Source organism: Kitasatospora sp. NPDC086801 (assembly GCF_044745805.1).
Lineage (GTDB): Bacteria > Actinomycetota > Actinomycetes > Streptomycetales > Streptomycetaceae > Kitasatospora.
Window position 1 is genome coordinate 50,239 of record NZ_JBIVAX010000019.1, and the last position, 21,327, is coordinate 71,565.

Below are 21,327 nucleotides of genomic sequence, written 5' to 3' on the forward strand. Positions count from 1 at the left end.
GCGTCCCGGCTCCGGGTATCCGGCTCAGATCGGCAGGTTCCAACCTGGACCGGCCTCGCTGCCGATCCACACGCGCTGGCCGAGGGGCGAGACCGTGATGCCGAAACCGTCCTGGTGGGGCTCCCCGGCCGCCTGCCAGGCTTCAACGGCGCTTTCCACTTGGTCCCAGAGTCGGAGCGGTCCGCGCTGAATCACGGTCCACCCTCCGTCAGGGTTGGGCATGGTCCGGGCCTGCGATCCCGTGGCCACGTCCGAGAGGATCTGTTGCCCGCCCGCACCCATCCGCTCGGCCGAGGGTGCCGCGAGCTGAGCCACCCAACCACCGGTCCACGTGCTGATGATCTCGGGATCGATCCGGCTCGGGCGTTCGTCGCCAGGCAGCAGCGCGAGACTCTGACGGGGCGGCCGGTCGTGCGGACGGGCGATCATGAAACTCGTCCACCCAGGCAGGAACCGGCCCGTGGCACTGCCGGGCTCGGTCACGGTGAGCAGCGCGAGGCCGAACCCGTACGACCAGCCGGAGAGGGTGACCAGGATCTTTCCGCCCGGCTTGACCTGGTAGAGCCACGGTTGCGGGATGTACCGAACCGAGCAGGTGGCAATGAGGCGGTCGTACTCGCCCCCGTCCGGGTCACCGAGCAGCCCGTCACCGATGATCAGCCGGGGTGCGTGTCCGGCGGACTTGAGTGCCGCAGCAGCCGCTTCCCCCACGGCCTGGTCGTACTCAATGCTGGTGATGTTGGCGTCCCCGAGACGGTACGCACCAAGAGCGGTCGAGTAGCCGGTGCCGGTACCGATCTCCAACACCTGGTGCCCGGCCTCGGTGTCGAGCTGGTGCCACATGCGCAGCACCAGTGACGGCAGGGTGGACGACGAAGACGGCGAACCGCTCGCCGTACCGTCCTCGGGCCTGATACGGCCGTCGAGTTGGGTGATCAGGGTCTGATTCGTGTAGACGCCCGCCAGCCAACCGGGTTCGCCCTCTTGGACGGGCCGGTACTCGGTGGGGGCGGTCCCCTCCACGGGCAGGAAGTAGGACCCGACGAACAGTTCCCGGGGGACGGACTTGGCGGCGCGGTTCCACGCCGGATCGGTGACCATGTCGTCACCAGTGAACCCGTCCACCAGGGCGGCGCGGAGTTCGGCCGATGTGCTCACGTGTCGGGGCCTTTCTGTAGTTGGTCGGCGAGGGCGTCGGCGATAGCAGCAGTTGTCTCCGTCGGCTGCCATGCCCATTGGCCGTTTGCGTTGCACTCAAAGAAGTACCAGGAACCGTCAGAGGTCACGGCGAAGTCGAACGCGCCGTACACCAAACCGAGTTCGTCAAGGTAAGCCGCAACCGAACGTGCGACCGCCTCGGGGATCTCGATCGGTGCGCACGTCATCAGGTCTTGCCGGTAGCGCCAGTCAAGATCGGGGCTGTCCACGCGGACCCCGAACAGGCGGTCGCCTACGGCAGTCACCCGTACGTCGAACACCTTCGACACCTTGGCTTGGAACAGGTGCGGGCACAGGGACACGGAATCGGTGATCTCAGACGGGTCGACCCCGCGCACCCACACCTGTTGCAGGGCGCCCTCGGCATCCCGGTACCGGCTGTCCCACAAGGGCTTGTAGACCGCGCCGCCAGGTTGGGAGGTGCAGAACTCCCGAGCTTCGTCCGGGTTCGCTGTGATGATCGTGTCTGGCACCAGGAACCCGTTCCGGCTCGCCGCCGAGAGCTGAGCCGGCTTGTACTCCGCATTGCGGATGCGCCACGGGTGGTTCACATAGTGCGCCCCGGGAAGTGACGCGAGGATGCCCCCGGTGCCCCAGAACCCCTGTGCGGCAGCGAACTTGCCCTCTTGCTCCGCCATCCCGGCAGGGGGGTCGTAGGGCGAGGGCCTGCGGACCCACACGGCCCGGACGTTGGACAGGTCGAGCGTCCGGCTTGCAGTGCAGAGGGAGCCCCGCTGTCCACCTGTCCCGTAGCGGGCGGACAGCGAGGCACCCGCGTGCAGATCGGCGCCGGGGTCGACACGGACGACCGGCACCCGGCGGTCAGCCAAGCGGCGTAACACCAGGTCCGCGGTCACGTCGTACGGGTTGGTGAGGACCAGTACGGCCCCGTCCCGATCCGGTGTCATGTCAGCCCGTGCCCTGGTCCTGGTCGTTCGACTGCATGGTGTCCACGTCGGACGGTACGTTCTGCCCGCCGTTCTGTCCGTCGCCGCCACCCGTGGTGGTCGGGCCGGTCTGGTTCGTGCTGGTGCCGTGCGCGCCCATCTCGACCGTCCGGCCGTGCTCGTCCACGATCACGGCAATCTGCGTCTCGGGGTCGATCACGGGCGTGTACTGCGGAACCGCGAGGGTGGGTGCGTACGGCGCCATGCGCTGTACACCCCAAGGGGCGGGTGTGGTCGTCATATGTGCTGTTCCTCCTTGTCGTGGTGGTGCCAAGTAGGTTCAACCACCCTGCGGGAGCGCAGGGTGCGGGGCAAGCCCACCCCGACCGACATAGCCACGTGACACCGGGGCGGGAGTGGTGCCCCGTCCTGGCGGGTGATTCCCTTTCCGTCCGCCAGGACGGGTGATCGTGGGGCGCTAGCTTCCGCGCCCGAGGGGGTACGCCCTGCGGATCGGGGCCGGCTCGCCGGGCTGCGTCCACCCGAGGGGGAACAACTCCGGCTCGCCCGGGAACAGTTCGGCCCACTCGTCGGTGAGGAAGGCACCCCACCGGCCGCACGTCGTGCACCGCCAGACCGGCCCACCCGGACCGCTCTGCACGGCGCCCGACTCTTCGGCCCGCTCGACCTTGTGTCCGGCGCCCTCGGGGCACTTGTACATCCGCTGTTCTCCGCCGCTAGTTCTCGGTCTGGGCCCCCGCCCTGGTCGTCCGTGCCGTCCACTCGTCACGTCACCAGGGCGGGGGTTGTGCTTCCCGACGGCAGACAGGCACCCGCCGGGGCCCTAAGGGTGGTCCTGGTCCGCGCCGGGGGCTGAACCAGGACCACCGACGCGCGCCGCCGCACGCGCCCTTCCGCCGGGTGGGACCGACGGGCGACCCGGAGCGCGGGGGACTCGCTCCGGGAGACTTGGACGGCTCGGGGCGGACAAGCGGACGGCGCAGCAGCCCATACCAGGGCCGGAGTTGAACCGTCCGGACGAACCGAGCCGAGTACTGGCCGTGGTGCCAGCGACAGACCGTCATGACCGTGCGAAGCCCTATCGCCGGTATGGGCACCACGTCCCGTGTCACTCCGCAGGGGAAGCACCAGCCCGAGGCCCAGCGGAGCCCGTCCGGCACCAGCGGGAGAATCCCGGTCTCTGGGTTCATGAGCCGGTACGCCCGCGCCGTGCCTCGCGGCACAGTGCCGAGCCGTGGTGCAGCGCCCTGCGAACGCGCGCCCTCGCCTGTCTTCGGCGACGGAACCAGGTCTCCCAGTCTCCGCCGTACACGATGCCGAGCATGGCCACCGCCAGGGCGAGGAAGGCCCACACCCAACGGCGCCCGGTCTGCGGGTCGAGCCTGCCGAGGGCGAACACCAGGACGGCGGGTCCGAGTCCGACCACGGCTGCCAGGGCAGCGCTGATCACAGTTGCTTTGTGCCGCATCACAATCCCTCCGATCACTGCCGGACGTTGGGCGAGGCACCAGTTCAGGGTCAAAGGCCCCGCGTGAACAGAGCATGGATGACGCACTCTTGTGGCATCCCTGTCTCATAGTTACTGCATCGAGTGCCCTGACCTGCTAGAACAGTTACTCAGAGACAGGGAGGCGACATGGCAGCTCGGCGCAGGGCCTTTATCGAAAGGCGCAAGGCCCTTGGTTTCACTCAGGATTCCTTGGCTCAGAGCGTGGGTGTTGACCGCTCGACGGTGGCGAGATGGGAAAGCGGAAAAGTCGATCCGCAGGATTGGCAGCGCCCCACTCTTGTCAAGGTGCTGAGGGTGACGCTGGCCGAGCTTGACGCCATTCTGTACGGTGGCGTGGATCAGGGGCGCTCGCAGGTTATGCGGGCTTCCGCAACCGTACCGCCGTCCTATGACGACGAAATCGACGCCTTGGAGCTGGCGCGCAGGGTTTCAGCCAGCGATGTTGGAAAAGAAACTATTGAACGGCTAGAACTGACCTTTCACGACCTGGCCGTAAAGTATCCGACCGTGGCTCCGCATGAGCTATTGGGCCAGGTGCGAAAGTATTCGTCGTATGTGACTAGCTTGATGGATGCAAGAAAGACTCTGGAGGAACACCGGCAACTGCTGGTCATAGGTGGATGGTTTTCACTGCTCGGCGCCACGCTGTACATTGATTTGAACCAGCAAGATGCTGCAACAGCCAGGCTGCGGACGGCAATGACCTTGGCGCAGCATGCCGGGCATTCGGAAATTCAAGCTTGGTGCTTTGAAACCGACGCCTGGCGGGTACTAGCCGATGGCCACTATTCGCGGGCGGCGGAACTTAGCGCCACAGCCCAGCAGTTGGCTCCGGCCGGAAGCTCAGTTGAAATTCAAGCCATCGCTCAGCGGGGGCGGGCGTTCGCGCGGCTTGGATATTCGAATGAAACATATTCGGCAATAGATCGAGTGCAATCTCTTTCCTCTTCCATCGGCACGTCGGATCAGCCAGAGCATCATTTTCAGTACGACCCTGCAAAAGCTGTTGCGTACGCCGCAACCACTCTGGCATGGCTCGGAGATCCGGCGGCAGAAACCTATGCAAGAGAGGTTATTTCGCGGCTTTCGCCGCCGGACGACCTGACCAAGTGGCCTCGCCGAGTGGCCTCGGCAAATATTGATCTCGCACTCTCTTTGGTAACCACCAATCGCCTTGATGAAGCATGCTATGCGGCGCAGCGCGCAATGCTCTCAGGTCGGGTGGCACCGTCAAATCACTGGCGTGCCCTAGAAGTGGTAAATGCCGTTGAGACCGGCAAGATTTCCGATGCGCGCGACCTCAGGGAAGCATATGAAGAAATGCGACTCCAGATAGAGTCTGTGGATTGATCGGCGGAACACAAAATGGCCCCAATTCGAATCCGATTAGGGAATCGAAGTGGGGCCGTAATGGTCCGCAAGAATGGTCTAATGAGCCATGCGAGTTTTTTACCTCCCTGCCGCGCTTCTGGCCAGGAGAGGGGAGGCCCCCGGGTGGGGTAGGCCCGGGGCTGCGACCCTGTGTCGGTCGGTCATACGTCGGACGTGTGCCTCATGCCGGAGCCTGCGGAGGAATCACCGGCGGGTCAATCGGTCGACCGTCCGGCTTCCTCGGTGTCACGTCGACGGGCAGCAGCCGGCCGGGGTCGTGGGGGTCGCTCATCGGTTGGACACCGCGCGGCATTGGCGCCCCACCGTTGGTTACTGGCAGGCCAGTTGGAGCGTCCGACCATACGGGCCGTCCCTGCGCGTCCCGGGGAAAATGCGGATAGGTGCCGTCCGGGCCGGGGTCGAGTGCGTCAACGGCCATGTCAGTCCGTCGCTTCTATGTAGGCGGTCCGCTTGGCGTCCAGTTCCTCGGCGTAGTCCTCGGCAATCGCGGTGGCCATGCGCTCGGTGGTTTCGATCAGGTCTTCCATCAGGCGCAGGTCATATATGCGTGGCTCCGGCACGGTGCCCGGCTGGCCGGTGGCGGACTGGGCGCGCTGGGCAGCGTGCATGATCTTCTCTCGCTTGTATCGCTCGGCCCGGGACGCCATGTATGCCATGAACCACGGTTCCTTGGCCAGCAGTTCGGCGAACCGTTCCCGGTGGGCCTTGTCAGCGTCGCTGGCCTGCTGTGCGCGCTCACGCCACGAAGCGGCGAACGCGCGGTCGTACTCGGCGGCTCGCTCGGCACGGCGGGCCTGTTCGGCCTCCTCGGCGACTGCCAGGGCGGCTGCGGCCTCGGCGAGCGGAGCCGTGAACTTGTCGGCCTGGGCGCGCAGCTTGGCGAGCTTGTCGGCAGCCTTGGAAACATCGGGGTTCATGGTCAGACCTCACGATCGGTGGGAGCGGAAACGTTGCGGCCGAGCTGCACAGCGGCAGCCTTTGCGATCTCGTAGTGGCCGAGCGAAATTCGGGATAGCGGGTTCATCTGGTCGTACTGCTCGGGACGGTCGCGCTTCAGCTCGGCAAGGTGCTCCATGGCAGCGCTGTACTGAAACGAATCAGCGCGCAGACGGAGCTTCGCGGTCGCCCGGTCCTCGTAGGTGTAGGTGGAACGGCCAGGGTTGTTCACGGCGCTACCTCCGGTGGGCCGCCTGTCAGCGGCATAAAGAGGCCCCTACCTGCGGATTCGGGAAGGGGCAGTGAAACTGGTCTATGCAGGGAGCGAACGGGCAGACCAGAGGGGTACAGAGCGCCGCCTCTGAGGTGGAGGCTCGGCCTGTCGTTCCGTCGGCGGGGTGCGCGGTACGGCCCGCCCCTACTGTTGTGGAGAGGGGGACGATCTCCCGCCGTACGGTCGACCGTCCGTCCCTCTACTGCTACGGAGAGTGGGGCGATCTCCCGGGGTGATGAGGTGACGCAGGTGAGGCAATTTCTGGTTTTACTTAGACACCCGCTGTCTAAAGAAAACTGATTTCTCCGTCATCTGCGTCACCCGTCACCACCCCGGGCGCTGGTGCCCTACGCTGCTGCCCCGACGGGCTCGGCAAGGCGCATCCGGCTACCGGCCGCAGGAGCGGTCTCGGGGGTCATGGTCAGTTCGTCCCGCAACCCGGCCCACGACTCCACCGCGGGGTCAAGGTCCCCGGTCACTGCGAACGCCACCCGGCGCGGGTCGAGCGTCCGCCACCCGCCGCGTACGCCCTTACGGATCTCCAGCCGTGCCCCGGCGTCGAGCAGCAGCAGCCGGCGGGCGTCATCATCGGACTTGGCCCACAGATCGGCGAACGTCTCATCCGTGTCAACCTTCTCGCGCGTCTCGGGACGGGCGGGGGTCGCCTCCAGCTTGGCCATACGGCTATCGAGTGCCGCTGCTCGCCTCTTCCACGCTTCCTTCGCTGCGGTGGACTTCTGCTCCCCCTTCTCCTCCTGGTGGGCTTCGTACTCGGCGAGGACGTGCGCGAGTTCCTGCGCCGGGTCGTACCCGGGCGTGATGATGGTTCGCTGAATGCGGATGCGGCCGGTCAGGGCCAGGAACTCGCGCTCTACGTAGTCCTCGACCCAGTCAGCCCGGATCGTCATTGGGGCGGCGCACTTGACCCGCGTGAGGTGCCCACCGCAGGTGTACGCGCGCTGCTGCTTCTTGTTGGTCTGGTGGTACATGCGAGATCCGCACGTGCCACAGTGGATCACCCGGAGCAACTTGGAAGCGTCCAAGGGTATGGCCCGGGGCTCGGTCCGCTTCCGGTCGTCGAACAGCTTCCCGATCACGTCGAACTCTTCGCGCGTCAGGATCGGGTCTTCGGTCGACAGGATCGGGGCGCCCTCGGCATCCCGGATCGGGTCGCCGTTGTGCATCTTCCAGCCCAGTAGCGCAGGGTTCGTGAGGATCTTCTTAAGGACCGTGGGCACCCACTTGAACACGTCCCGGGTGTTGCTCTCGCCCTTCGCGCCGCCGGTCTTGCCGCCGGTCTTCCGGCCCTGGCTGACCGACCAGTGGTCCCGCGGGGTCGGAACCTTGTCGTGCTCCAGTTCCTGGCAAATCCGCGTGATGGTCTTGCCGTTCAGCATGTCCCGGATGATGCGAATGATGATCTTGACGGCGCTCTCGTCCTGCGCGAGCGTCTTGCCGACCCCGCCGTGTTCCGCGGGCATGGAAACGATCTTGTACCCGTAGGACGGGCGACCGCCCTTGAACCGGAACGGCATCTTGCGCATGGCAGCCTGCGCACCCATGGCGCGCTCTTTGATGGACCACGCTTCCATCTCGGCAGCGAACGCAAACTGATTGAGCATCATGCGCGTGATCGGGTCGAGCGGGTTGCGGAAGTCGAATTGCTGCATCCCGCCGCCGACGCCCTCGGCGAAGATGATCATCTTTCGGTGCTTGCTCGCCCACTCGGCAAGGTTGTGCATGTCCTGCTGCGATCGGACGGCGCGGTCAAAGCGCCACCACACGATCACGTCGAAGCTGCCGGGGTCCGCGAGCCACTTGCCAAGCTCCGGACGTTCCCGCGGAGCGGTCTTGCTCGCCGACACGTCAAGGTCGACAGCTTCCCGGCGCTGGTCATCCTCGCCGAAGTCAATGTTGTTCATCTCGGCGGCGCGGTCGTTGGCCTCGCGCTGCCGTTCGGGGCTGGTGGTCTCGTCCGTCAGGACGGACAGTCGGATAGCCGAGACGCCCCGCAGGCGCCCGGAAAACACAGTGCCCTCGGTGCCGGGCAGGATCGCACTCGTCATACTCCCTTGGGAGTGGGGCGATACCTGCTGGTCGCGGGTCAGGGTGGCGGTCGACACCGGGGCTCACTCCAGAACCATGAATCCGGAGTGTTCGGATCCTGCATGACGGTCCACTCGCCGCCGGGCTCCTTGACGTGCTGCTGCGTGGTGGCGCCGAGGGCTTCGAGGCGGGCGACGGTGGACTCGCGCTCGCCCGGGCCCGGGTGCAGGTCGAGGTGGAGGCGGTTCTTGCCGTGCTTGGGCTCGGGGACGGCCTGGAAGAGTAGTCGGCGGCCCAGGCCGGTGCCGGTGGCGGGGTCGTACGGGTCCTCGGGGTGGCGGACGGCGGCGAGGGTGCGCCAGGCGGGGCGGCCGTCGACCTCGGTGACGGCGTCCGGGGGGACGGCACCGGCGGCGAGCAGGCGGGTGATCAGGGCGCCGTGCTCCTCCAGGGTGTGGTCGAGGGCGGCGGCCCAGAAGGCGGCCAGGCGGTTCGGGTCGGCGCAGTCGATGACGACTTTCCAGTGCAGCGGCATGTAACCGGTTATACCGGTTGCGGGAGGAGCGGGACAATGGCCGCCCGGGAAAATGTCAAAAATGGGACCGTGTAGGGAAGTTGGCGGAGGGAATACTGCCTGGACGGACACGGGGAGGGGGCTCGACCGATGGTGCAACAGGATCCGCCCGGAGGGGACGAGGCGAAGCTGCTGCCGGAGCTGTTCTGGACGGCGGACAAGGCCTCGCTGGACGGCCAGCGCGAGACGCTGCGCTGGTACCGCGGACTGATCGCCATGCTGGTGATCGCCGCCGCGATCGGCTCGTTCCCCGGGCCCAAGGACCGGGGCTCCTTCGACAGCGTGCCGCTGTACTCGGTGGGGGCCTTCCTGATCGCCGGCTACTTCTGGTCCCGGCTGCGCCGCAGCAACCCGCAGGGCCGCTGGTACGAGGCCCGGGCGGCGGCCGAGTCGGTCAAGACGCTGGCCTGGAAGTACACCGTCCGGGCCCGGCCGTTCGACGGCGAGGCGGAGTCCGCGGACGTGGACCGCGGCTACCTGCTCCAGGTCGAGGACGTGCTGCGGGCCTTCGAGGACCCGGAGATCGTACCGCCCGGCACCGTCCCGGAGATCACCCCGGAGATGCGGCGGATGCGGGCCGGCAGCCTGACCGCCCGGCGCACGCTCTACCTGCGCACCCGGGTCGAGGGCCAGCGCACCTGGTACCGCGCCCGGGCCGAGGCGTGCGAGACGCAGGCGGTGTCCTGGGGGCTCGGCATCGCGGCGCTGATCATCATCGGCGCCGCGGCGGCCGTCGCCCAGGCCACCGGCGCCCTCCAGGTGCACGTCTTCGGTGCCAGCTCGGCCGCGGCCGCCGCCGTCATCGCCTGGACCCAGCTCAAGCAGCTGCGCCCGCTGGCCGCCGCCTACCAGCTGGCCGCGCGCGAGCTGGAGAACGTCGGCAACCAGCTGTCCGACCTCGACCTCAAGACGCCGGACGCCGAGGCGCGCTGGGCCCGGATGGCCGCCGAGGCGGAGGACGCGGTGTCCCGCGAGCACACCACCTGGCGGGCCCGCCGGGCGTTTCCGAGGTAGCGGCCGAGGCCGTCAACTCAGGGGAGGGGCTGGGGAGATCCGGCGAAGCGGACGCCACGCCGGGGGCACAGGTGTGCGGAGTGCGTGAGGGTCGGGCGGAAAGGCGTAGAACGTAATCATTACGTGTCCATGCCCTGGTTTCATCGCCTGCGCGCGACCCCCAGTCCCTGTCCGGAGGCCCTCTTGCGCATTCTCCTGATCGCCAGCGCGTTCAACAGCCTGACCCAGCGCGTCCACACCGAGCTGCGCGAGCGCGGCCACCGGGTCGCCGTCCAGCTCGCCCTCGGCGACGAGGCGATGAGGGCGGCGGTGGCCCGTACCGACCCCGAGCTGATCCTCTGTCCGATGCTCACCAAGGCCGTCCCGGAGGACATCTGGTCCACCCGGACCGTCCTGATCGTGCACCCCGGGCCCAAGGGCGACCGCGGCCCCTCCTCGCTCGACTGGGCGATCACCGAGGGGTCGGACCGCTGGGGCGTGACCGTCCTCCAGGCCGTCGAGGAGATGGACGCCGGCGACATCTGGGCGTCCGTCGAGTTCCCCGTCACCGACTGCGGCAAGAGCGAGCTGTACCGGGGCGAGGTCGCCGACGCCGCCGTCGAGGCCGTCCTGCTCGCCGTCCAGCGCTTCGAGGGCGGGCTGTACACCCCCGAACCGCTCGACTACGACCGGCCGGACGTCCACGGCAGGCTGCGCCCCCTCCTGCGGCAGGACGCGCGCCGGATCGACTGGGCCGCCGACGGCACCGCCACCGTGCTCCGCAAGCTCCGCGCCGCCGACTCCCAACCCGGCGTGCTCGACGAGCTGTTCGGACGCGAGTACTTCCTGCACGGCGGCCACCCCGAGGACGAGCTGCGCGGCCCGGTGCCCGGCGCCGTGCTCGCCACCCGCGACGGCGCGATCTGCCGCGCCACCGTGGACGGCGCGGTCTGGATCCCCCAACTGCGCCCGCGCCGCACCCCGGGCGGGCCCGCCACCTTCAAGCAGCCGGCCGCGACGGTGCTCGCGGGCCGGCTGCACCGGGTCCGGGAGATCCCGGTGACACCGGCCTCGGCGGCCCGCCGGGACACCTGGTCGGAGCTGCGCTACCGCGAGGAGGGCGACGTCGGCTACCTCGAATTCGCCTACGCCGGCGGGGCGATGAGCACCGGGCAGTGCCGCCGGCTGCTCGCCGCCTACCGCGAGGCCGCCGACCGGCCCACCTCGGTGCTGGTGCTCGGGGCGGCCCGGGACTTCTACTCCAACGGGATCCACCTCAACGTCATCGAGGGCGCGGCCTTCCCGGCGCTGGAGTCCTGGGAGAACATCAACGCGATGGACGACCTGGTCCACGCGATCCTCACCACGACCGACAAGCTCACCGTCGCCGCCCTGGCCGGGAACGCGGCGGCCGGCGGCCTGATGGCGGCCCTCGCCGCCGACGAGGTGTGGTGCCGGGAGTCGGCGGTGCTCAACCCGCACTACCGGCTGATGGGCCTCTACGGCTCCGAGTACTGGACGTACACCCTGCCGCGCCGGGTCGGCGCCGAGCAGGCCGCGCGGCTGACCACCGAGGCGCTGCCGGTCGGCGCCGAACACGCCCGCCGGATCGGCCTGGTGGACCGCACCTGCGGCGGGGACGCGGCGGCCTTCCGCCGCTGGGTGGCCCGGGAGGCCGCCGCGCTCGGCGCCTCGCCCGAACTCACCGGGCGGCTGGTCGACAAGAAGCGCCGCCGGTCCGTCGACGAGGAGGCGAAGCCGCTGGCCGAGTACCGGGCGGAGGAACTGCGGTGGATGCACGCCAACTTCTACCGGGCGGGCGAGCCGTACCACGCGCTGCGGCGGGACTTCGTGCACAAGGTCTGCCCGGTGGCCACGCCCGCGCACCTGACCGGGCTGCTCGGGCGGCCGGAGTGAGTCGGCGGCGTTCGCCGTCGTGGGCCGGCGGTTCGCCGGAGTGAGTCGGCGGCGGTGGCCGACGTGACTCGGCGGCGACTGCCGGAATGAGCCGAGGGCGCCCGGCCGGGGTGGGGGACCCAGCCGGACGCCCTCGGAGCCTTGGGGCCCGTCCGGTTCAGCGCCGGGTGCGGGCCTCGTCCAGCGGCCGCCGCTGGCGCGGGACCAGCGGGGCCGCCGGGCCGAGCAGGAGCGGCTGCGTGGTGCTGCGGCTCGGCGAGACCGCGAAGGCCAGCGAGCCGAAGAAGACGTAGCAGCCGAGCCCGACCCCGAGCGGGAAGATGAACTGCAGCGCCATCACGCCGCCCTGGGTGGAGTGCGAGAAGTCGAGCCGCACCGAGAGCGCCGCCATGCCGGTGTAGTGCATCGCGCAGACCGCCACGCCCATGACCGGCGCGGCCGCCAGGACGGCGAGCGTGCCGCGGATGTTCAGGGTCGCCCAGAGCGCGGCCGTGGCCGCGAACACCGCGATGGCGACGGACAGCCAGACCGTGAGCCGGTCGTAGCCGAGGTGGCCGGGCAGGACCATCGCGGCCATCCCGAGGTAGTGCATCGCCGCGACCCCGAGGCCGGTGGTCAGTCCGCCGGCCAGCAGCGACAGGACGGGGCGGCGGCTGTACCCGACGGTGAACAGGCCGATGCCGACGACGGCGATGGCGACCAGCAGGCTGAGCACGGTCAGCCCGGGCTGGTAGCTGATGTCGACCCCGGTGACGGAGAAGCCGAGCATCGCGATGAAGTGCATGGACCAGATCCCGGCGCCGAGCGAGGTCGAGGCGAAGAGCAGCCAGATCGCCCGGGTCCTGCCCTGCGAGATGAGTGCCCAGCGGGCGCTGCGCAGGGCGACGAAGGCGCCGAGGCAGGCGACGAAGTACGAGACCGCCGGTGTCACCCAGCCGTGGTCGGCATGATGGATCTCACCCAAGAGAGCTCCCTGGACGGATGCGGGGAGGAGGGCGCCAGGACTCGGGCGGACACGGGTGGTCGGGAGGGGGAGCGCGGCAACGGGCGCGGGAACGGCGCCGCCGGAGGGAGACCTGGCGTGTGGTGCCCCTGACAACGGGGGACAGTAACCACTGCCGGACGGTCGCACAAGGTTCGCGCTTTTCGTGAAGTCCCAGGTCAGGATGGACCTTTACGTGTCCTGCATGATCTTGGCACCAACCCCTGACACCGCCTGCGCACGGCCCCCGGGCGGTTCGTCCGTTACTCCGGGTTCGTCACTCCAGCGGGGCTAGTCCGAACGGGTGCCCGACCGGGTCGATCAGCACCTTGAGCGTCCGGCCGTGCTGGTACGTCGGCTCGGTCGCGCCGAGTGCGAGCGCCTTCGCGATGGCCTCGTCCAGGTCGTCCACGTAGAAGTCCAGGTGGAAGTGCTTGCCGCCGTCCGGCTCCGTCCACGGCTCCGGCCGGTAGCCCGAGACCCGGCCGAAGCCCAGCGGGCTGCCGCCCTCCGGGTTGTCCAGGATCGCGAACTGCTCGTCCAGGTGGCGGCTCTCCCAGCCCAGCAGCTCGCCGTAGAACCCGGCCAGCGCGATCGGGTCGGGGCAGTCGATGGTGACCATGGCGAGACGGGCGAAGCCGGTGCCGTTCTGCTCGGCGGCGAGGTCGGACATGTCTGGTCGGCCCTTCTGGGAGTGGTGTCGGCCCTTGTGGAAGGGGGAGCGGGCGCCCGGCGGCGCGTCGGATCGAGACCAATCGAGACCATTCGAGACCCAGGACCAGCATCGCACCGGGCCGATCTTCCGGCGCGCGGTGAACGGACGGGGTCGGCGGGGTGGAAAGGGAACGCATTTTCCTTAGCGAGAGTAATGACGTAGGCTAAAGAACATGCCCGAGATGTCCGAGCGGGACCTCGCAGCGATCAATCAGCTGCGGTCGTCCACGATGCGCCTCTCCCGTCGACTCAAACACCAGCGGGTCGAGGAGTCGCTGAGCCCCACCGAGATGGGGGTGCTCGGCACCCTCGCCAGATGCGGAAAGGCGACACCGGGTGAGCTCGCCCGGAAGGAGCACGTGCAGCCGCCCTCCATGACCAGGATCGTCGCGATGCTGGAGGAGAAGGGGCTGGTGCGGCGCGAACCGCACCCCGAGGACCGCCGCCAGGTGGTCGTCAGCAGCACCGAGCAGGCCGAGGCGATCCTCGCCGAGAGCCGCCGGCGCCGCAACGTCTGGCTCGCCGAGCTCGCCGAGGGGCTCGACGAGGAGGAGTGGGCCGTCCTCAGGGAGGCCGCGCCCGTGCTCTACAAGCTCGCACACCTCTAGGCACGCCGACCCCGGCAGGCACGCCGACCCCGGCCGGCCGGGAGAAGAAGGAGTACCGCATCACCGCAGGACCGACCACCGAAACCAGGAGCGCGACGGCCGCAGTACGGGCCGCCGCGCCGCGAGGGGAGACCACCGTGACACCGCCGGCCGCAGCCAGCGCCGCCGCCATCCGTACCGACGACCAGACCGCCGACCCCACCGCGGCCGGCGCCGCGGCCGCCGACCTCCAGGCACCCGCCCCCACGGGGCTGCCCGGCAGCGGCGACGACGACCCCGACGAACGCACCGCGGCGGACGACCCCGCCGCTCCCGGACGCACCCACGCGTCCACGTCTCCCGCAGGTGCCCGCTTCACGAGGCCCGGGGGGATGTTCTCCTCCCTGCGCGTTCGCAACTACCGCTACTACTTCGCCGGCCAGGTGGTGTCCAACACCGGCACCTGGATGCAGCGGATCGCCCAGGACTGGCTGGTCCTCAGCCTCACCGGCAGCCCCCTCGCGGTCGGCATCACCACCGCCATGCAGTTCCTGCCGATGCTGCTGCTCGGCCTGTTCGGCGGCGTGCTCGCCGACCGGATGCCCAAGCGCCGCCTGCTGATCTACACCCAGGGCGCCATGGGCCTGCTGGCCGCCGGCCTGGCCGTCCTGACCGTCGGCGGCGTCGTGACGCCGTACTACGTGTACGCCTTCGCGCTGCTGCTCGGCCTGGTCACCGTGGTCGACAACCCGACCCGGCAGGCCTTCGTGTCCGAGATGGTCGGGCCCAAGGACCTCGCCAACGCGGTCAGCCTGAACGCCGCCAACTTCCAGACCGCCCGGCTGGTCGGCCCCGCCGTCGCGGGCCTGCTGATCGCCGCGGTCGGCAGCGGCTGGGCGTTCGCCGTCAACGCGCTGTCCTTCGCCGCCGTGATCGGCGGGCTGCTCGCCATGCGGGAGAGCGAACTGCGCCCGACCGAGCCGATCGCCCGCGAGAAGGGCCAGCTGCGGGAGGGCCTGCGGTACGTCAAGGAGCGGCCCGAACTGCTCTGGCCGATGGTCCTGGCCGGGTTCATCGGCACCTTCGGCTTCAACTTCCCGACGCTGCTCTCCGGCTTCGCCTACGACACGTTCAAGGTCGGCGCCGGGCAGTACGGCCTGCTGAACACCGCGATGGCGGTCGGCTCGCTGGCCGGTGCGCTGCTCGCGGCCCGCCGGGGCGTGCCCAGGCTGCGCAGACTGGTGGCGGCGGCACTGGCCTTCGGCTCGCTGGAGGTGGTGGCCGCGTTCGCGCCCGACTACTGGACCTTCGCGGTGCTGCTGACGCTGGTCGGGGTGTTCGGACTCAGCTTCAACACCTCCGTCAACTCCACGCTGCAACTGGCCACCGACCCCGCGATGCGCGGTCGTGTGATGGGCCTGCTGGTGCTGGTCTTCACCGGCGGCACGCCGATCGGCGCCCCGATCGTCGGCTGGGTGACCGCCTCGTACGGGCCCCGGCTCGGCCTGCTGGCCTGCGGGCTGGTGTCCGCGCTGGCGGCCGGTGTGGTGGGCCTGGTGCTGGCCCGCAGCGCGGACCTGCGGGTGCGGTTCGACCTGCACCCCGGCCGGGGCGGCCGGGTGGTGGCCTTCGTGCCGCGGACCGTCACCGCCAACAAGTCGGAGCTGGCGCCCGCCTGCTGATGTAGCGTCACGCCCCGGGGCGGTGGTCCGCCCCGGGGCTTCGGTGCAGGGTCGAGGGTCAGAGCCGGATCGCGAGGACCTGACCGGGCCAGACGCCGTCCGGCTGCTCGACCTCGAAGGACTCGGTCTCGGTGAACCCGAGTGCCCGGTACTGGCCGACCAGCCTGCGGTCGGCGCCCGCGTAGCAGTCCACCCGCAGCAGGCCGAGGCCGCGCCGGCGGGTCTCCTCGACCGCGTCGGCGATCAGCGCGGCGCCGATCCCCGAGCCCTTGCGGCTGCGGTCGGTGACCAGGATGCGGACGAACAGCTCGGGCTCGTCCACCGGGGGGATGTACTTCCCCCGCTCCTCGGACAGCACGCAGCAGCCGATGGCGCGGCCCTCGGCATCCTCGGCGAGGCGGATCAGGAACGGTTCGGCGGCGTACCCGGCGACCTGCTCGACCCGGGCCGGGACGGTGCTGAAGGGCTGGTCGCCCCACTGGCCGGTGCGGCCCTGGCCGGCCAGCCAGCCCACGGCGCCGTCGAGCAGGGCGAGGATGTCGGGAACGTCGTCTGGTCCCCCGGTGCGGATCTTCATACGAAAGGTTCTAGCCCAAACGGCCTCGCGCGGGAAGATGTCCCCATGAGGCTCTTCGTGGCGGTCCTGCCGCCGGTCAACGCGCTCCAGGGGCTGTCGGACGCGGTGGCGCCGGTGCGCGGGCTGCCCGGGGCGGACCGGCTGCGCTGGACCACCGTCGAGGGCTGGCACCTGACGCTGGCCTTCCTCGGCGAGGTGCCGGCCGAGGGACTGCCGGAGCTGGAGGCGGGTCTGGCCGCCGTCGCCGAGGTGCACCCGGTGCACCGGCTGCGGCTGTCCGGCGCCGGGCGGTTCGGCGACCGGGTGCTCTGGGCCGGGGTGGAGGGGCAGGCCTGGGCGCTGCGCAGGCTCGCCGAGGCCGTGTCCGAGGCCGCCGCCGGGGTGACCGGGGAGGTCGACGCCTTCACCTTCCATCCGCACCTCACCCTCGCCCGGGCCGGCTCCTCGCGCGGCCACCGGCGGGCCGTCCAGCGGCTCGCGGCGGCCGAGCTGGACACCCTGGCGGCCGCGCTGGCCGACTACCGTGGGCCCGAGTGGGAGGCCGCCGAGCTGCACCTGATGCAGAGCGACCTGGACGGCGGCTTCGCCCACTACTCCTCGCTGCGCGCCTGGCCGCTCGCCGACTGGAGCTGAGCCGGGGCGCGGTCGGGCCCGGGGCGGCGGTTCGGGCCCGGGTGGCCGTTGGGGCCCGGGGTGGCCGTTGGGCCCGGGGCTCCGATCAGTCGGCGGGTGGGCCGGAGGTACGCTCGTTGACCGTGGATCCCAAGACTCGTATGCGTATCGTGACCGGCACCCTGGTGCTGCTGCTGGTCGTCGTGCTGATCAGCTCGATGGTCGGCGGGTAGGCCCGGCGGCGCGCAGGCCGCAACGGCTGAGGGCCACCGCCCGGAGGCGGTGGCCCTCAGCCGTGCACGGGATCGCTCAGAGCTGCTCGACCACGTAGTCGATGCAGTGGGTGAGCGCCTCGACGTCCGCCGGGTCGATCGCCGGGAACATCGCGACGCGCAGCTGGTTGCGGCCCAGCTTGCGGTACGGCTCGGTGTCCACGATGCCGTTGGCACGCAGTGCCTTGGCGACGGCGGCGGCGTCCACCGACTCGTCGAAGTCGATGGTGCCGACGACCTGGGAGCGCTCGGCCGGGTTCGCCACGAACGGGCTGGCGTAGGAGGACTTCTCGGCCCACGCGTACAGCCGGGACGAGGAATCAGCCGTACGGGCGACGGCCCAGTCGAGCCCGCCGTTGCCGTTCAGCCATTCCAGCTGGTCGGCCAGCAGGAACAGGGTGGAGATCGCCGGGGTGTTGTACGTCTGGTCCTTCGACGAGTTGTCGATGGCCGTCGGCAGGTCGAAGAACGGCGGGATGTACCGGCCGGAGCCGGCGATCTCGGTGGCGCGCTCCAGGGCGGCCGGGGAGAACGCGGCCAGCCACAGGCCGCCCTCGGAGGCGAAGGACTTCTGCGGGGCGAAGTAGTAGACGTCGGTCTCGGTGATGTCCACCGGCAGGCCGCCGGCGCCCGAGGTGGCGTCCACCAGGACCAGCGAGCCCTCGTCCGCGCCCGCCGGGCGCTTGATCGGCATCGCGACGCCGGTCGAGGTCTCGTTGTGGGTGAGCCCGTAGACATCGACGCCGGCCTCGGCGACCGGCAGCGGGTGGGTGCCCGGGGCGGTCTTGATGACGCTCGGCTCGGCGAGCCACGGGGCGGCCTTGACCGAGGAGGCGAACTTGGAGGAGAACTCGCCGAAGTCCAGGTGCTGGGACTTCTCCCGCACCAGGCCGAACGCGGCGATGTCCCAGAAGGCGGTGGAGCCGCCGTTGCCGAGGACGACCTGGTAGCCCTCGGGGAGCGAGAAGAGGCTGCTCACGCCCTCGCGCACGCGCTTGACCAGGTTCTTGACCGGGGCCTGGCGGTGCGAGGTGCCGAGCAGGGAGGTCTGGGTGGCGGCGAGGGCACTCAGGGCCTCGGGGCGCACCTTGGAAGGTCCGCAGCCGAAACGGCCGTCTGCGGGCTTGATGTCAGCGGGGATCTGGATCTGAGCCACCCGCGCAGCCTACCGGCCGGGGCCCCGCCCGGGGTACGGTCGTCCGCCCGCTGAGACTGTGATCTTCGCAGCTCACGGCCGTGCGAACAGCGGGCCCGGCGAAGGCCGGACCCGCTGCTCAGGGGTGGTGCGAGACGGGGTGCGTCAGTGGCCGATGGCGTCCCAGCCCTCGATCTCCTCGGGGCGGCGCGGGCCGGGGCCGATGTAGCGCGCGGCGGGGCGCACGAGCCGGCCGGTGCGCTTCTGCTCCAGGATGTGCGCCGACCAGCCCGCGGTGCGCGCGCAGGTGAACATCGAGGTGAACATGTGTGCCGGCACCTCGGCGAAGTCCAGCATGATCGCGGCCCAGAACTCGACGTTGGTGGCCAGCACGCGGTCGGGGCGGCGGTTGTGCAGCTCCTCCAGCGCGGCCTTCTCCAGCGCCTCGGCGACCTCGAAGCGCGGCGCGCCGAGCTCCTTGGCGGTGCGGCGCAGCACCCGGGCGCGCGGGTCCTCGGCGCGGTAGACGCGGTGGCCGAAGCCCATCAGGCGCTCGCCGCGGTCCATCGCGTTCTTGACCCAGGCGGTGGCGTCGCCGGTGCGCTCGATCTCCTCGATCATGCCGAGCACGCGGGACGGCGCACCGCCGTGCAGCGGGCCGGACATCGCGCCGACCGCGCCGGAGAGCGCGGCCGCCACGTCGGCGCCGGTGGAGGCGATGACGCGGGCGGTGAAGGTGGAGGCGTTCATGCCGTGCTCGGCGGCGGAGGTCCAGTAGGCGTCGATGGCCTTGACGTGCTTCGGGTCCGGCTCGCCGCGCCAGCGGATCATGAACCGCTCGACGACCGTCTCGGCCTTGTCGATCTCGCTCTGCGGGACCATCGGCAGGCCCTGGCCGCGGGCCGACTGGGCCACGTAGGACAGCGCCATCACGGCGGCGCGGGCGAGGTCGTCGCGGGCCTGCTCGGCGGAGATGTCGAGCAGCGGCTTGAGGCCCCAGACCGGGGCGAGCATGGCGAGCGCGGACTGCACGTCGACCCGGATGTCACCGGAGTGCACCGGGATCGGGAACGGCTCGGCGGCCGGCAGGCCGGGGTTGAACTTGCCGTCCACCAGCAGGCCCCAGACGTGGCCGAAGGAGACGTTGCCCACCAGGTCGTCGATGTCGACACCGCGGTACCGCAGCGCGCCGCCTTCACGGTCGGGTTCGGCGATCTCGCTCTCGAACGCGACGACTCCCTCAAGCCCGGGTACGAAGTCGGACATACGACGGCTCCTTCAGTTCTGCGATCGGCGCTGCGCCGTGGTGGGGCGGCGCGCCAGTGACCGATTGGTGGTTGGCACTCGGTGCCAGAGTGACAGGCACGGGGTGCATTGCGCCATACACCACCATGGTGATGTTGCGCTTGGGACCGCTTGACTTTCTCGCCGAGGGTCGGTCGTGCCCCGGAATTCCCGGAACCAAACGCCAGGTTCCGGACAATTCACCGTACGGCGGGCGGTCGAGCGGTGGCGGGACACCTTATCTCCCACCGGGGTTTGTCCGGAGGTAGCGGTGCCGGTTGCTTGTCGTACGGGATGATGTTGACGTGCAGACCCCGGAACGCGCCCAGTCGACGCCCCTGAGCCCCGCCACCCGGATCCTGGCCGACGATGCCCGGCCCGGACCGGACCTCACCGTGATGCGCAAGCACTACACCCACGAGGGCCTGGTCGAGGAACAGCTCGCGCCCGAGCCGATCGCCCAGTTCACCCGCTGGTTCCACGAGGCGGACGACGCCGGGGTGGTCGAGCCCAACGCGATGGTGCTCTCCACCGCCGACGCCCAGGGGCGGCCCAGCTCGCGCACCGTCCTGCTCAAGAACTACGACGCGCGCGGCTTCGTCTTCTTCACCAACTACGGCTCCCGCAAGGGCGCCGAGCTCGCCGCCAACCCGCATGCCGCGCTGCTGTTCCCGTGGATCGCGCTGGCCCGTCAGGTGATCGTCCAGGGGCGGGTGGAGAAGGTCGGCCGGGACGAGACCGCCGCCTACTTCCGCACCCGGCCGCACGGCTCGCAGCTCGGCGCCTGGGCCAGCGAACAGTCCAGCCCGGTCGGCGGGCGCGACGTCCTCGAACAGCGCTACGCCGAACTGGAGCGCCGCTACCCGGAGGGCGAGGGCGTGCCCGTGCCGCCGTTCTGGGGCGGGTACCGGGTGATCCCGGAGAGCGTCGAGTTCTGGCAGGGGCGGGCGAACCGGCTGCACGACCGGCTGCGCTACTTCGCCGAGCCGGCCGGAGCCGGCGGGTGGCGGGTGGAGCGGCTCTGCCCGTAGTCGGTCGCCCTCTGCGGTGTTCGAATATTGCCGGGCCGCTGGGCCCGCCGTGGTGCGGAGGCCGACGGCGGCGGGCGGGCTGACCGGGGACGGGCGGGCTGACCGGGGGCGGGTGGCGCTGCTGAATCGCGCCAACTAGCCTTCGCCGACCGGTGGTTCGGATGGTGCGTGAGCGCCGGGGATGGGGACCCCGGCGGCGCTGGTGGAGTAGATCGGGGCGGGGTGGCGGCCGGATGCCACCGCGGAGGCGCCGCCGGGGTGCGCTCGGCGGCCGCCGTCGGGTGGTCTGTGCGCCGGTCAGGTGCCGTCACGCGACCGCCGAGTGGGTGAACTTTTGGCGAGACTTCGCTGCGTGAAGGGGGTAGTGGCTGTTAGGAGCGCGCAAGAGAACGGCGCAGCCCACACGCTGGCAGTACCCTGGTCGACTAGGCCGACGTATATACCCGGCCCTGCTTCTCTCTAACCCCCATCGTGGAAGAGAATCGAACATGACACCCGGACTGGACACCCTGCCCCGCATTGAACTGACGGAGCCTCAGGGCGAAACCCGGCCTTCGCTGGCCGACCTCGCCCAGCTCGGCGCCGAGGAACTCTCCGCCAGGATCCGACGAGCCCTGCCCGACACCGGTGCGGGTGCGGTGCCGGTCGCGGCCTTCAACTCCTCCATCTGATCGGCCGACTGA

Annotated in this window: 21 protein-coding genes; 8 read left to right on the forward strand and 13 right to left on the reverse strand. The window is 70.0% G+C overall.

The window, feature by feature from the left end:
• Nucleotides 1-24: 24 nt before the first annotated feature.
• The 4 genes from tgmC to ACIPLC_RS20780 form a co-directional block, all read right to left on the reverse strand.
• Nucleotides 25-1,158: an ATP-grasp peptide maturase system methyltransferase gene (gene tgmC / locus ACIPLC_RS20765; protein WP_329875931.1), complete on the reverse strand. Its 1,134-nt coding sequence runs from the start codon at nucleotides 1,156-1,158 to the stop codon at nucleotides 25-27.
• Complete coding sequence (gene tgmB / locus ACIPLC_RS20770; protein ID WP_380408255.1) at nucleotides 1,155-2,126, reverse strand: ATP-grasp ribosomal peptide maturase; 972 nt, start codon at nucleotides 2,124-2,126, stop codon at nucleotides 1,155-1,157. The genes tgmC and tgmB overlap by 4 nt, the downstream gene beginning before the upstream one ends.
• A gap of 1 nt (nucleotide 2,127) precedes the next feature.
• On the reverse strand, nucleotides 2,128-2,406 hold the full coding sequence (gene tgmA / locus ACIPLC_RS20775) for a putative ATP-grasp-modified RiPP (protein ID WP_266272923.1): 279 nt from the start codon (nucleotides 2,404-2,406) through the stop codon (nucleotides 2,128-2,130).
• A gap of 906 nt (nucleotides 2,407-3,312) precedes the next feature.
• On the reverse strand, nucleotides 3,313-3,576 hold the full coding sequence (locus ACIPLC_RS20780; RefSeq protein WP_327074898.1) for a hypothetical protein: 264 nt from the start codon (nucleotides 3,574-3,576) through the stop codon (nucleotides 3,313-3,315).
• 186 nt (nucleotides 3,577-3,762) lie between these two features.
• Between ACIPLC_RS20780 and ACIPLC_RS20785 the strand changes: the two genes are divergently transcribed.
• Nucleotides 3,763-4,986 (forward strand): helix-turn-helix transcriptional regulator, encoded by a 1,224-nt coding sequence (locus ACIPLC_RS20785; RefSeq protein ID WP_400474472.1) that lies wholly within the window; start codon nucleotides 3,763-3,765, stop codon nucleotides 4,984-4,986.
• Nucleotides 4,987-5,447: 461 nt separating this feature from the next.
• Here the strand turns inward: ACIPLC_RS20785 and ACIPLC_RS20790 are convergent, their stop codons facing one another.
• The 4 genes from ACIPLC_RS20790 to ACIPLC_RS20805 form a co-directional block, all read right to left on the reverse strand.
• A complete protein-coding gene (locus ACIPLC_RS20790; protein ID WP_400474473.1) occupies nucleotides 5,448-5,945 on the reverse strand; it encodes a hypothetical protein in 498 nt (165 codons plus the stop codon).
• Nucleotides 5,946-5,947: 2 nt separating this feature from the next.
• Entirely contained in the window at nucleotides 5,948-6,196 is a 249-nt protein-coding gene (locus tag ACIPLC_RS20795; protein WP_400474474.1) for a hypothetical protein, read from the reverse strand.
• A gap of 389 nt (nucleotides 6,197-6,585) precedes the next feature.
• Nucleotides 6,586-8,361 (reverse strand): recombinase family protein, encoded by a 1,776-nt coding sequence (locus ACIPLC_RS20800; RefSeq protein ID WP_400474475.1) that lies wholly within the window; start codon nucleotides 8,359-8,361, stop codon nucleotides 6,586-6,588.
• Nucleotides 8,343-8,819, reverse strand: coding sequence for a VOC family protein (locus tag ACIPLC_RS20805; RefSeq protein ID WP_400474476.1), 477 nt, complete (start codon nucleotides 8,817-8,819; stop codon nucleotides 8,343-8,345). The genes ACIPLC_RS20800 and ACIPLC_RS20805 overlap by 19 nt, the downstream gene beginning before the upstream one ends.
• Before the next feature lie 129 nt (nucleotides 8,820-8,948).
• On the opposite strand from ACIPLC_RS20805, the gene ACIPLC_RS20810 reads away from it, so the two are divergent.
• Both ACIPLC_RS20810 and ACIPLC_RS20815 read left to right on the forward strand, forming a co-directional pair.
• A complete protein-coding gene (locus tag ACIPLC_RS20810; protein ID WP_400474477.1) occupies nucleotides 8,949-9,872 on the forward strand; it encodes a DUF4231 domain-containing protein in 924 nt (307 codons plus the stop codon).
• Nucleotides 9,873-10,055: 183 nt separating this feature from the next.
• On the forward strand, nucleotides 10,056-11,768 hold the full coding sequence (locus ACIPLC_RS20815; protein WP_400474478.1) for a hydrogenase maturation protein: 1,713 nt from the start codon (nucleotides 10,056-10,058) through the stop codon (nucleotides 11,766-11,768).
• A gap of 157 nt (nucleotides 11,769-11,925) precedes the next feature.
• Here ACIPLC_RS20815 and ACIPLC_RS20820 read toward each other — a convergent pair whose 3' ends face one another.
• Nucleotides 11,926-12,732, reverse strand: coding sequence for an MHYT domain-containing protein (locus ACIPLC_RS20820; protein ID WP_400474479.1), 807 nt, complete (start codon nucleotides 12,730-12,732; stop codon nucleotides 11,926-11,928).
• 295 nt (nucleotides 12,733-13,027) lie between these two features.
• Nucleotides 13,028-13,423: a VOC family protein gene (locus tag ACIPLC_RS20825; protein ID WP_400474480.1), complete on the reverse strand. Its 396-nt coding sequence runs from the start codon at nucleotides 13,421-13,423 to the stop codon at nucleotides 13,028-13,030.
• Between the two features lie 214 nt (nucleotides 13,424-13,637).
• Between ACIPLC_RS20825 and ACIPLC_RS20830 the strand changes: the two genes are divergently transcribed.
• Nucleotides 13,638-14,072: a MarR family winged helix-turn-helix transcriptional regulator gene (locus ACIPLC_RS20830; RefSeq protein ID WP_400474481.1), complete on the forward strand. Its 435-nt coding sequence runs from the start codon at nucleotides 13,638-13,640 to the stop codon at nucleotides 14,070-14,072.
• 371 nt (nucleotides 14,073-14,443) lie between these two features.
• Nucleotides 14,444-15,733: an MFS transporter gene (locus tag ACIPLC_RS20835; protein ID WP_400474541.1), complete on the forward strand. Its 1,290-nt coding sequence runs from the start codon at nucleotides 14,444-14,446 to the stop codon at nucleotides 15,731-15,733.
• 58 nt (nucleotides 15,734-15,791) lie between these two features.
• Here the strand turns inward: ACIPLC_RS20835 and ACIPLC_RS20840 are convergent, their stop codons facing one another.
• Nucleotides 15,792-16,310: a GNAT family N-acetyltransferase gene (locus tag ACIPLC_RS20840; protein ID WP_400474482.1), complete on the reverse strand. Its 519-nt coding sequence runs from the start codon at nucleotides 16,308-16,310 to the stop codon at nucleotides 15,792-15,794.
• Nucleotides 16,311-16,355: 45 nt separating this feature from the next.
• Here ACIPLC_RS20840 and thpR point away from each other — a divergent pair, with 45 nt between their 5' ends.
• Nucleotides 16,356-16,943 (forward strand): RNA 2',3'-cyclic phosphodiesterase, encoded by a 588-nt coding sequence (thpR, locus tag ACIPLC_RS20845; protein ID WP_400474483.1) that lies wholly within the window; start codon nucleotides 16,356-16,358, stop codon nucleotides 16,941-16,943.
• Nucleotides 16,944-17,231: 288 nt separating this feature from the next.
• On the opposite strand, the gene serC is transcribed toward thpR, so the two are convergent.
• Entirely contained in the window at nucleotides 17,232-18,350 is a 1,119-nt protein-coding gene (gene serC, locus ACIPLC_RS20850; protein WP_400474484.1) for a phosphoserine transaminase, read from the reverse strand.
• Between the two features lie 144 nt (nucleotides 18,351-18,494).
• Entirely contained in the window at nucleotides 18,495-19,595 is a 1,101-nt protein-coding gene (locus ACIPLC_RS20855; RefSeq protein WP_400474485.1) for a citrate synthase 2, read from the reverse strand.
• 416 nt (nucleotides 19,596-20,011) lie between these two features.
• Between ACIPLC_RS20855 and pdxH the strand changes: the two genes are divergently transcribed.
• Both pdxH and fxsA read left to right on the forward strand, forming a co-directional pair.
• Nucleotides 20,012-20,644, forward strand: coding sequence for a pyridoxamine 5'-phosphate oxidase (pdxH, locus tag ACIPLC_RS20860; RefSeq protein ID WP_400474542.1), 633 nt, complete (start codon nucleotides 20,012-20,014; stop codon nucleotides 20,642-20,644).
• Between the two features lie 488 nt (nucleotides 20,645-21,132).
• Entirely contained in the window at nucleotides 21,133-21,315 is a 183-nt protein-coding gene (gene fxsA, locus ACIPLC_RS20865; protein WP_400474486.1) for an FxSxx-COOH cyclophane-containing RiPP peptide, read from the forward strand.
• The last annotated feature ends 12 nt before the right edge of the window (nucleotides 21,316-21,327 follow it).